General features: G+C 69.0%; 10 protein-coding genes and 1 pseudogene. 5 read left to right on the top strand and 6 right to left on the bottom strand.

The window, feature by feature from the left end:
• From AC1DOC_RS10055 to AC1DOC_RS10035, 5 genes and pseudogenes are all read left to right on the top strand, one after another.
• A partial coding sequence (locus AC1DOC_RS10055; RefSeq protein ID WP_478129748.1) for an acyl-CoA dehydrogenase family protein occupies positions 1-733 on the top strand: 733 nt, incomplete at its 5' end.
• Positions 730-1710 carry an ABC transporter substrate-binding protein gene (locus AC1DOC_RS10050; RefSeq protein WP_478129747.1) on the top strand — a complete coding sequence of 327 codons (981 nt, stop codon included), beginning with the start codon at positions 730-732 and terminating at the stop codon, positions 1708-1710. The genes AC1DOC_RS10055 and AC1DOC_RS10050, both read left to right, overlap by 4 nt.
• On the top strand, positions 1707-2330 hold the full coding sequence (locus tag AC1DOC_RS10045; RefSeq protein ID WP_478129746.1) for a cysteine dioxygenase family protein: 624 nt from the start codon (positions 1707-1709) through the stop codon (positions 2328-2330). Before AC1DOC_RS10050 ends, AC1DOC_RS10045 begins: the two co-directional genes overlap by 4 nt.
• Positions 2327-3765, top strand: a pseudogene (locus AC1DOC_RS10040) (rhodanese-like domain-containing protein). Before AC1DOC_RS10045 ends, AC1DOC_RS10040 begins: the two are co-directional and overlap by 4 nt.
• A gap of 128 nt (positions 3766-3893) precedes the next feature.
• A complete protein-coding gene (locus AC1DOC_RS10035; protein ID WP_018905386.1) occupies positions 3894-4115 on the top strand; it encodes a hypothetical protein in 222 nt (73 codons plus the stop codon).
• A gap of 15 nt (positions 4116-4130) precedes the next feature.
• Here the strand turns inward: AC1DOC_RS10035 and AC1DOC_RS10030 are convergent, their stop codons facing one another.
• The 6 genes from AC1DOC_RS10030 to AC1DOC_RS10005 all read right to left on the bottom strand — a co-directional run.
• Positions 4131-5591, bottom strand: coding sequence for a DEAD/DEAH box helicase (locus AC1DOC_RS10030; RefSeq protein WP_015866654.1), 1461 nt, complete (start codon positions 5589-5591; stop codon positions 4131-4133).
• Between the two features lie 131 nt (positions 5592-5722).
• Positions 5723-6607, bottom strand: a complete 885-nt coding sequence (ypfJ, locus tag AC1DOC_RS10025) for a KPN_02809 family neutral zinc metallopeptidase (protein ID WP_412511551.1) — start codon at positions 6605-6607, stop codon at positions 5723-5725.
• A gap of 99 nt (positions 6608-6706) precedes the next feature.
• Positions 6707-7273: a dCTP deaminase gene (gene dcd / locus AC1DOC_RS10020; protein ID WP_015866656.1), complete on the bottom strand. Its 567-nt coding sequence runs from the start codon at positions 7271-7273 to the stop codon at positions 6707-6709.
• Between the two features lie 78 nt (positions 7274-7351).
• A complete protein-coding gene (gene guaD, locus AC1DOC_RS10015; protein ID WP_478129745.1) occupies positions 7352-8638 on the bottom strand; it encodes a guanine deaminase in 1287 nt (428 codons plus the stop codon).
• 95 nt (positions 8639-8733) lie between these two features.
• Complete coding sequence (locus AC1DOC_RS10010) at positions 8734-9834, bottom strand: BMP family ABC transporter substrate-binding protein (RefSeq protein ID WP_412511553.1); 1101 nt, start codon at positions 9832-9834, stop codon at positions 8734-8736.
• 108 nt (positions 9835-9942) lie between these two features.
• On the bottom strand, positions 9943-11307 hold a 1365-nt coding region (locus tag AC1DOC_RS10005; protein WP_478129744.1), incomplete at its 5' end, for a penicillin acylase family protein.

Here is an 11307-nt window from a genome sequence, read left to right as displayed (position 1 = left end):
GCTCTACACCACGGGCATCGAAGGCCTGTCGTGGCTTGCCGTGTGGGCCCGCACCGACGAGGCCGCGCCGCGCACCGGCGTGTTCCTGGTGCCGCGCAATGCGCCCGGCGTGCGCGTGATCGCAAGCTGGGACCACCTGGGCCTGCGCGCTTCGGGCAGCCACGAGGTGGTGTTCGAGAACGTGGCGATCGAACTCGACCACGCGGTCGACCTGCGCGCCCCGGCCGACTGGGCGCCCGATGCCGGCAGCCAGACCGACATCGACGCCCACGCCGCGCAGCAGGCCTGGATGACGGTGCTGCTCGGCAGCCTCTACGACGCGGTGGCGCAGGCCGCGCACGGCTGGCTCGCGGACTTCCTGAACCATCGTGCGCCCGGCAGCCTGGGCGCGCCGCTCGCGAGCCTTGCGCGCGTGCAGGAGCATGTGGGAGAGATCGAAGCACTGCTTCGCACCAACCGCGTACTGCTCGACGATGCCACCCATGCCGTCGACGAAGGCCGCGCGCAATCGGCCACCGACAGCGGCCTGCTCAAGTACACGGTGACGGGCAACGCCATCCGCGCGGTCGAACTCGCGCTGCAACTCAGCGGCAACCACGGCCTCGCGCGGCAGAACCCGCTGGAGCGGCACTACCGCGACGTGCTGTGCAGCCGCATCCACACGCCGCAGAACGACGCGATCCTGGTCGCGGCGGGCAAGCGCGCGCTGCTGTCCTCCGGAGCCGCCGCATGACCGATTTGCTGTTCTCGAAAGCCTCGCGCCGCAGCTGGCTCAAGCAGGGCGCGGCGCTCTCGCTCGCAGCCGCCGCGCCGCTGCGCGCATGGGCCCAGCCGCAAGCCACGCTGGTGCTCGGCGACCAGGCCGGCGGCCTGCGCGCGCTGTTCGAAGCCTCGAAGGCCCTCGACGGTGCGCCCTTCGCCTACCGCTGGGCCAACTTCCAGGGCGCGGCGCCGCTGTTCGAGGCGCAGCGCAGCGCGGCCGTCGACACCGCGGTGGCCGGCGACCTGCCGGTGCTGGCGGCAGCGGTCGGCCGGACGCCGCTGAAGATCGTCGCCACGCGCGTCGGCAAGGCCGATGCGCTGGGCATCGTGGTGCAGCCCGATTCGCCACTGCGCAAGGTGGCCGACCTGCGCGGCAAGACGGTGATCGTGTCGTCCGCGCGCGGCAGCATCTCGCAATACCAGCTCTACGGCGCGCTCGAGGAAGCCGGCGTGCGGCGCGACGAGGTCACGGTGAAGTTCGTGCTGCCGACCGATGCGGCCGCGGCCTTCGCGTCGAAGCAGATCGACGCCTGGGCCGTCTTCGACCCCTACTACACGATCGCGTTGCAGCAGGGCGGGCGCATCCTGCGCGACGGGCGCGGCATCAACACGGCGCTGGGCTTCATCACCGCGAGCGAGCCCTCGCTGGCCGATCCCGCCAAGCGCGCCGCCATCGTGCAGTTTCTGGACCGGCTGGCACGCGCGGGCGAATGGGCGCTGGCCAATCCCGAGGCCTATGCGCAGGCCTACAGCCAGCTCACGCGGCTGCCGATCGAATCGGCCCGCATCATCACGGCGCGCGYCTCGGTCACGGGCCGGCCGGTGTCCGAAGCCGACATTGCCGCACTGCAGACAGTGGCCGACCGCTCGGCGCGCGACGGCATCCTGCCGCTGCGCGTGGACGTGCGCGCCATCACCGATGCGCAGCTCTGGAAACGTCCCGCGTGAGCCGCGCGTTTGACGCCATCGCACCGCTGCRCGAATTCGTCGTCACCTTCGGCCGCCTGCTCGACAGCAGCCCCGGCGAGCCGCGCATTCTTTCCGAAGGCGGCGCGCTGCTCCGCCGGCTGGTGGCGCAGGACGACTGGCTGCCCGATGCCTTTGCCCAACCCGATCCGGCGCGCTACCAGCAGTTCCTGCTGCATGCCGACAGCACCGAACGCTTTTCGGTCGTGAGCTTTGTCTGGGGACCGGGACAGGCGACGCCGGTGCACGACCACACGGTGTGGGGCCTGATCGGCATGCTGCGCGGCGCCGAATACAGCCAGGCGTATGCAGTCGGCCCCGATGGCCTGGCGCGACCGCAAGGCGAGACGGTACGGCTTGATGCCGGCGACGTGGAGGCCGTGTCGCCCACCGTGGGCGACCTGCATCGCGTGCACAACGCGCATGCAGACCGCGTGTCGATCAGCATCCACGTGTACGGCGCCAACATCGGGGCCGTGCAGCGGCATACTTACCCGGCTGAGGGCGCACGCAAGCCCTTTGTCTCGGGCTACTCCAACACGCTGCTTCCCAACCTGTGGGACCGCAGCGCCGAACTCAGATCGACCACGACATCCGCATGACGACCACCGCCTTCCCCCTGCTGCCCTCCGCCGCCGTGCGCGCGCGCCTGCTCGCGCGCGAGGAAACCGCGCTGCTCGACGTGCGCGAGGAAGACCCCTTCGCGCAGGAGCATCCGCTGTGGGCCGCCAACCTGCCGCTCTCGCGCATCGAGATCGAGGCCTGGCGGCGCATTCCTCGGCGCGACACCTTCATCGTGCTGTACGGCACGCACAACGGCACCGACCTGGCGCCGCTCGCCGCGCGCACGCTGGCCGCGCTGGGCTATGTGAACCTGCACCGGCTCGAAGGCGGCCTCGAAGGCTGGCGCGCGGCCGGCGGCGAGCTGTTCCGCGACGTGAACGTGCCGAGCAAGTCCTTCGGCGAACTGGTCGAGCACGAGCGGCACACGCCCTCGCTCTCGGCGCCCGAGGTGAAGGCGCTGGTCGACGGCAAGGCCAATGTGGTGGTGCTCGACGCGCGCCGCTTCGACGAATACCGCACCATGAGCATTCCATCGGCCACCAGCGTGCCCGGCGCGGAGCTGGTGCTGCGCGTGCGCGAGCTGGCACCCGATCCGACCACGCAGGTGATCGTCAATTGCGCGGGCCGCACGCGCAGCATCATCGGCACGCAGTCGCTGGTGAACGCGGGCATTCCGAACCCGGTGGCGGCGCTGCGCAACGGCACCATCGGCTGGAAGCTCGCGGGGCAGGTGCTCGACCACGGCGCGGACCGGAAGGCGCCGGCCGCGGTGTCGGGCAGCTGGTGCAGGAAACCGATCACCAGGTGCCGGTGCGCGGCGCACGCATCGTGCTGGCCGACGACGACGGCGTGCGGGCGTCGATGAGCGCGTCCTGGCTCGCGCAGATGGGGTGGGAGGTCTACGTGCCCGACACGGTGCCGCCCGCCTCGGCCTTCACCGAGACGGCTGCGCCGCCGCCCGCCTACCCGCCCGCCGCGGCCGCCGTGGCGGAGATCTCGCCCGCGGAGCTGGCGGCCTTGCTGAAGCAGCAGATCGGCACCGCGGTGATCGACGTGACCACCAGCGCCAATTACGTGAAGCGCCACATCCCGGGTGCCTGGTACGCCATCCGCGCGCAGCTCGCGGGTGCGATCGACGCGGCCATTCCCGCATCGCAACGCTATGTGCTGACCTGCGGCAGCAGCCTGCTCGCACGTTACGCCGCGGCCGACCTGCGCCTGCTGCTCGATGCGCGCGGCCAGCGCGACGTGGAAGTTCTGGTGCTGGCCGGCGGCAACGCGGCATGGTTTGCGGCAGGCCTGGAGGCGGAAACCGGCGAGACGCGGCTTGCGACGCCGCGCACCGACCGCTACCGCAGGCCCTACGAAGGCACCGATGCACCGGCGGAGGCCATGCAGGCCTACCTGGACTGGGAATACGGCTTGGTCGCGCAGCTGGCGCGCGACGGCACGCACCATTTCCACGTGATCTGAGGCGCGGTGCGACGGCCGGCTTGCAACCGGCCGGTCACATTATTTCGCGGGGGTAAAGGAGGTCATCCGCCGTTCGCGCGGGGCGTTTTCTGGGAATACCCATCACAACTCGTCCCAGGAGCATCGCCATGAGACTGCCTGTTCTCGCCCTCTCGGCCGCCGCGCTGGCGGCCACCCTGACCGGCTGCGTGGTCGCGCCGGCGCAACCTGTCTACACGGCGCCACCGGGCGTCGCCTACGTGGCCCCGACCTATGTGTCGCCGGGCGTGGGTTTCGTCTGGAACTACCATCCGCGCTACGGCTATGGCTGGTACCACCCGCGCTACGGCTGGCACCGCGGATGGAGGTGAGCCCCGGGCGGGGCCTCAGCTGGTTTCGGCGCTCTTGAAGAGGGCCGCGACCTTGCGCTTGGTCTTGATGTTGCTCGAGATGCCGCGTGAAGGTGCTGCCTTGGCGGCGGCTTCCCAGGCCGGCGTGGCGTCGGCCTGGCCCGGTTCGTAGGGCTTGTCGAAGAACGGATCGCGCGGCGCGGAAGGTGCGCGGTGCGGGCGTCCGCCGCCGCGCCGGGCTTCGGTCTCGCGGCGCTCGCGCGGCTGGTCGAGCACGTCGCGCGCATCGCCGGCTTCGCCTTCTTCGCGCCAGTGGCGGCGTCCGTCGTTGATGCGGCCGCGCGGGCGGTCTTCCTCGAACTCGACCGGTTCGAGCTCGATCTTCTTCTTGATCAGCTTCTCGATGTCGGCCACCAGGCGCGCGTCGTTGCCGCCGCTCGCAAAGCTCACGGCCAGGCCCGAGGCGCCGGCGCGGCCCGTGCGGCCGATGCGGTGCACGTAGTCTTCGGCGTTGAACGGAATGTCGAAGTTGAAGACCGCAGGCACGTCCTTGATGTCGAGGCCGCGGGCCGCGACGTCGGTGCACACCAGCAGGTCGACCTCGCCGGCCTTGAACGAGGCGAGCGCCTTCAGGCGTTCATCCTGGCTCTTGTCGCCGTGCAGCGCGGTGGTGCGAAGGCCGTCGCGCTCGAGCGAACGCGCCAGGCGCGCACAGCCGAGCTTGCTGTTGACGAACACGAAGGCCTGCGTGATGCCGCGCTGCTTCACGATCTGCTTGAGCGCGCGGCGCTTGTCGTCGTCGGTCACGCTGTAGAAGTGCTGCTCGACGGTGGAGGCCGTTTCGTTCGGCCGCGCCACCTCGATGGTGACCGGGTTCTGCAGGTAGCTGCCAGCAAGCCGCTTGATCTCGGGCGAGAAGGTGGCCGAAAACAAGAGCGTGGTGCGCTGCTTGGGCAGGTAGCTCAGGATGCGCTGCAGGTCGGGCAGGAAGCCGATGTCCAGCATGCGGTCGGCCTCGTCGAGCACCACGTACTCCACCTGGTTGAGCACCGCGTTCTTGGCCTCGATGTGATCGAGCAGCCGGCCCGGCGTGGCCACCAGCACTTCGACGCCCTTCTTGAGCTCGAGCGTCTGAGGCTTCATGTCGATGCCGCCGAATACCACCGTGCTGCGCAGGTTGGTGTACTTGGCGTACAGCTTGACCTGCTGGGCCACCTGGTCGGCCAGTTCGCGCGTGGGCAACAGCACCAGCGCACGCACCGGATGCCGCGCGGGCGAGGTGGAGGCGTTCTCGTGCTTGAGCATGCGCTGCAGCAGCGGCAGCGAGAACGCCGCGGTCTTGCCGGTGCCGGTCTGCGCGGCCCCCATCACGTCCTGCCCCGAAAGCACGACCGGAATGGCCTGTTCCTGGATGGGAGTCATGGTCTCGTAGCCCATTTCGGCTACGGCGCGCGCCAGCGGTTCCGCCAGCGATAGATTGGAGAAGGAGCTTGTCATTAAGCCCTCTATTGTCGCACTGCCGCAAAAAATGGCAGTGACAGCGGCGCGACAAACTCCGCGCCGGCTGTATTGCTACTTATTTCATAGCAACAAACTCAGTGCCTGCACGGCCTTTCCGGCATCAATGCTCAAAGATTGCGTGCATTGAAGGTGTCGCAGGACTTGACATCGCCGCTTTGGTAGCCCGCGCCGAACCAGCGCTGGCGCTGCGCGCTCGATCCGTGGGTGAAGCTGTCGGGCACCACGGCGCGGCCCGCGGAACGCTGCAGCGCGTCGTCGCCGATCTTCTGCGCGGCGTTCATCGCGGCTTCGATGTCGCCCGGGTCGAGCCACTTCTTCGACTCCTGCGAATGGTGCGCCCAGATGCCGGCAAAGCAGTCGGCCTGCAACTCGACGCGAACGCTCAGCGCGTTGTTCTGCGACTGGCTCAGGCGCCCGCGCATGCCGTCGACCTTGGCGGTCACGCCGAGCTCGTCCTGCACGTGGTGGCCGACCTCGTGCGCGATGACGTAGGCCTGCGCGAATTCACCGGGCGCGCCGAGCTGGTTCTTGAGCGTGTCGTAGAAGGCGAGGTCGATGTAGACCTTCTTGTCGCCGGGGCAGTAGAACGGCCCCATGGCCGCCTGGCCGGTCCCGCATGCCGTGGGCGTGGCGCCGCGGAACAGCACGAGCCGCGGCGGCTGGTAGCTGCCGCCGTTCTGCCGGAAGATGCCGCTCCACACCACCTCGGTGTTGCGCAGCACGGTCGAGACGAAGGCCGCTTCGCGGTCGTTCGAGGGCGGCTTGGGCGCAGGGCCTTGCTGTTGCTGCACCTGCACCTGTTCGCCACCGCCGCCGCTCAGCAGGCTGAGCACGGTCAGCGGATTGATGCCGAAGATCCAGCCTGCGATCAGCGCCACGGCAATGGTGCCGATGCCGATGCTGCGCCCGCCGATGAAGCCGCCGCCACCGCCGCCGTCTTCACCGCGGCGGTCTTCCACGTTCTCGGATTGTTCGTTGCCTTCCCATCTCATCGCAGTCTCCTTGCCGGCCTTGCAGGGTTTTGCCGGATCGCCTCTGGATGGTACTTGGCCCGGCCGCCGGCTGCGTAACCGGCGGTCAGAATGCGCGGATCAGGTCTTGGGCAGCGTGACGCCGCGCTGTCCCTGGTATTTGCCGCCGCGGTCCTTGTAGCTGGTTTCGCAGACTTCGTCGCTCTCGAAGAACAGCACCTGCGCGCAGCCCTCGCCCGCATAGATCTTGGCGGGCAGCGGCGTGGTGTTGCTGAATTCGAGCGTCACGTAGCCTTCCCATTCGGGCTCGAAGGGCGTCACGTTGACGATGATGCCGCAGCGCGCATAGGTGCTCTTGCCCAGGCAGATGGTGAGCACGTTGCGCGGGATGCGGAAGTACTCGACCGTACGCGCCAGCGCGAAGCTGTTGGGCGGGATGATGCAGTAGTCGCCGTGCATGTCGACGAAGCTCTTCTCGTCGAAGTTCTTCGGGTCGACCACGGTGCTGTGGATGTTGGTGAAAACCTTGAATTCAGGCGCGCACCGGATGTCGTAGCCGTAGCTCGAAGTGCCATAGCTGATGATCTTGTGGCCGGCGGCCTCGCGCACCTGGCCGGGCTCGAAGGGCTCGATCATGCCGTTCTGCTCGGCCATGCGCCGGATCCATTTGTCGCTCTTGATGCTCATATGCGGTCGCTGATGCTGCTGCGGGGAGGAATGGCGCGAATTGTGGCATGCGCCATGCCCCGCCCCTCCCGGCTGCGGCTAACCCGCCTGCGAGATCACCGTGCGCTCGACCAGCCGGTCGTCGCCCAGCACGATCATCGCGAACAGCAGCTCCTCGAGGCTGTTCGCGCGCGCGGCCTTGCGGGCCAGCAGCGGCGTGGCCTGGGGGTTGAGCACGAGGAAGTCGGCCTCGCAGCCGGGCTGCAGGTTGCCGACCACGCCATCCAGCCCCAGCGCGCGCGCCGCGCCGCCGGTGTGGCGCCACCAGAGCTCGGAAGGCGCGATGCTCAGGCCGGCCTTGGTCTGGYCCTCGCGGCCCACGTAGTAGGCGGCCAGCATCGTGTGGAAGGGGCTGAAGCTGGTGCCGCCGCCCACGTCGCTGGCCAGGCCGTAGGGGTAGCCCACGCGGTCGGCCGCGCCAAAGTCGAAGAAGCCGCTGCCCAAAAACAGGTTGCTGGTCGGGCTCACGGCCGCGGCCGTCTTGGTGTCGCGCAGCAGCGCGCGGTCGGTGTCGTCCAGGTAGATGCAGTGCGCGTACACGGCACGCTCGCGCATCAGCCCGAAGCCGGCGTACACGTCGAGGTAGGAGCGCGCCTGGGGATAGAGCTCGCGCACCCACGCCACCTCGTCGCGGTTCTCGGCCACGTGCGACTGGATCCAGGTGTCGGGGTACTTCGCGGCCAACTCGCCCGCGCCGCGCATCTGGGCGTCGGTGCTCGCGGGCGCGAAGCGCGGGGTGATGGCGTAGCCCAGCCGGCCGGTGTTGTGCCACTTGCGGATCAGCGCCTCGGTTTCGATGAGGCTCTGCTCGGTTTCGTCGCGCACGCCGTCGGGCGAATGCCGGTCCTGCAGCACCTTGCCGCTGATCATGCGCAGGCCGCGGCGCTGGGCGCCCTCGAAGAACGCATCGACCGAGGCCACGTGCGAAGTCGCAAAGGCCAGCGCGGTGGTGACGCCGTTGCGCAGCAGTTCGCCGAAGAACACGTCGGCCACCTCGTTCGAATGCGCAGGGTCGGCAAACCTGGCTTCCGCCGGGAAGGTGTAGTTCTCGAGCCAGGGCAAGAGCCCCGGCGAGGGCGAACCGATGATGTCGGTCTGCGGAAAGTGGATGTGCATGTCCACGAAGCCCGGCGCGAGGATGCGGCCCGGCAGGTGCGTCAGCTCGGCATCGGGGTGGCGCGGCGACACGGCGGCATGGCTGCCGGCATCGAGCACGCGCTGGCGGCCGGCGCTGTCGGGCGCGACGACCAGCAGGCCGTCTTCATCGAAAACGGGCAGGCCGGCATCGTCGAATCGCAGGAGGGAGGCGCGGTAGGCTTTTTTCATCGTGGCTGCCGAGGGTAATCCAGGCCCGGGCCGCTGCAATTTCCATGTGCGTATGAGTGCTATACGGCAAAGCCACTCGGCGGGCGCCCGGCCGGTCAGCGCGTCACGCGCCCCTGCACGCCTTCCACCAGCCAGTTCATCTTCAGGATCTGCTCGTCGTTCAGCTGCGCACCCCTGGCGATGACGACGTGGCCCTCGTTGTCGCGCACATCGGCCGCCAACGCGCGGAAGGGCTGCAGCCTGCCTTCCGCGATGTCCTTCTGCCGCGCCAGCACTTCCTGCTGCACCGCCTTGGGCACCTTGCTGCCGAAGTCGCCGACGCGGATCATTCCTTCCTTCACGCCGCCCCACACGTTGCCGCTCTTCCAGCTGCCGTCGAGCACCGCGCGCGCACGCTCGGTGTAGTAGCCGCCCCACTGGTGCGTGACGGCGACGATCTGCGCGTCGGGCGCGATCTTGCGCATGTCGGAGTGGTAGGCCACGGCCAGCTTGCCGCGCTCCTGCGCCGCGGCCATGACCGCCGTGGAGCCGGTGTGGAAGGCGATGACGTCGGCGTTCTGGTTGAACAGCGCCATGGCCGCGTCGCGCTCCTTCGGCGGATCGAACCATTCGTTGAGCCACACCACGGCCACCTTGGCATGCGGGTTCACCGAGCGCATGCCGAGCGTGAAGGCGTTGATGCCCTGCAGCACCTCCGGAATCGGAAAGCCCGCCACGTAGCCGGCCACGTTCGTCTTGGTCATGCGGCCAGCCGCAATGCCCGCGAGGTAGCGGCCTTCGTAGTAGCGCGCATTGGCGGTGGCAACGTTGGGCGCGGTCTTGTAGCCGGTGATCGACTCGAACTTCACGCCGGGAAAATCGCGCGCCACCTTGAGCGTCGGCTCCATGTAGCCGAAGCTGGGCGTGAAGATCAGCCGGTGGCCCTGCTGCGCGAGATCGCGGATCACGCGCTCGGCGTCGGCGCCTTCGGGCACGTTCTCGACGAAGGTGGTGCTGACCTTGCCGCCGAGCGCCGCATCGACGGCCTTGCGGCCCTCTTCGTGCTGGCGCACCCAGCCGGCATCGGTGACCGGCGTGACGTAGACGAAGCCGATCTTCAGCGGCTCCTTGGAAGACTGCGGCTGCGAAAACGCGGGGGATAGAAAACAAGCGGCTGCCCACGCCAGAACGGCGCGGCCCGCGAGGTTTTTGTACATGGTGGTCCTCTACATGGCCCCGGAAACGACAAACCCCGCAACAGGCCGGGGCGCCTGATGCGGGGTCGGGATTTTAGTGCGGTGCTGYCGGCGCGCCGCGCGCAGGGCCTATTCGCTCAGCACCGCGCTGCGGTAGGCCGCGTCGGCCTTGATCTCGGCTTCGGAGAACGGCACCCTCTGCCACTGCCCCGCGCTGTAGGCGCGCGTGTAGTCGGCGTTGTGGGCCGAGGCCGGGTCGTCCGTCAGCGAGAACGTGAGGAAGGTATGCGCCTCCACGCCGCCTTCGGGGAAGCGCACGACCTGCATGTAGCTGTTGCCGTTCGGGTTGCCGTCCATCGTGTAGCCGCCCTTGTCGAGCCGGTTCTCCGAGCACGCGATGGTGAAGTAGCCCGGGCCGTGGCAGCCGCCGTAGAGCGGAATCTTCTGGCCGCCGCGCGTGGCGAACAGGTAGTCGCCGCGCTGCGCACCGAACGCGAAGCCGCTGGCTTCCACGCGTGCGATGGCCGCGCCGAAGGCCTGCTGCAGCGCGGCTTGCGCACCGGGCTTCAGGTCGCGCGGCGTGTGGATCGGGTCGCTCGCGCTGAAGGGCACGTTGTAGAGCGTGGCCGATGGCTGCAGTGCGGCGCGGCTCCAGAACTCGTCCCAGACGTGGGCGCCGCGCGCACCGGTCACGCCGGTGTTGTTCCAGGCCTGGAGCGCCGCGCAGGCGGGGCCGGTGTCCACATCGCGCCCGATGGCGGCGCCGCCTTGCGGGTCGGTTGCCACGTTGATGGTCGGCGCCGCGCACACCATGGCCAGCGCCTGGTCCTTGAACAGCTCGGCCGTCAACACACGGCTGTTAAGCACCATCTGCTTGACGGTGTCGGCGGTGGCCGCCTTGCCGGCGTAGTTGTCGGTGCCGTCGATCCGACCCTGCGCCAACAGGTTGCCCAGGCGCGTGCGGAAGCTCACGGCCTCCGTGCCGGCCGGACCCATGATGTCCGGGTAGCCGGTCATCGGCGCCTTCGGGTTCGCGAGYCAGTAGCTGTCGTTCGAATTCTCGACGTAGTCCTCGCGCAGCAGGCTCGGCATGCGGGAGGCGCCGAGCGCGCCCTTCTGGGCGGAATCGGCATCGGTCTGCCAGTCGCAGGCACTCCTGGAGCCATCGAAGACCGGCACGCGCGGCAGCGAAGCGCCGATCGCCGCACCCAGCAGCGTCGTGCAGCTCGCCACCTGGGCGGGCGACACATTGGGGACCGCGCCGATGTCGGCATACCAGGCCTTGGGCGCGCCGCGGCCCACGGCCACGGTGTTGACCCACGGAATGGCCGACTCCTCGCGCTGGATGGCGATGAACTCGTCGAGCGACTTCGCCTGGTTCCAGCGCAGCCAGTTGCGGAAGGTGCGGTAGTTCTCGCCGTTGATGTCGCGGATTGCGAAGGCCGTGGTCTGGCTCCATGCCAGCGCGGCGTTCAGCGGCGCCAGGTTGACCAT

It is taken from the genome of Variovorax sp. 01T439_2, assembly GCF_056398445.1.
The sequence above is the reverse complement of the archived record's forward strand: the minus strand, read 5'-3'. Positions and strand labels throughout refer to the sequence as shown.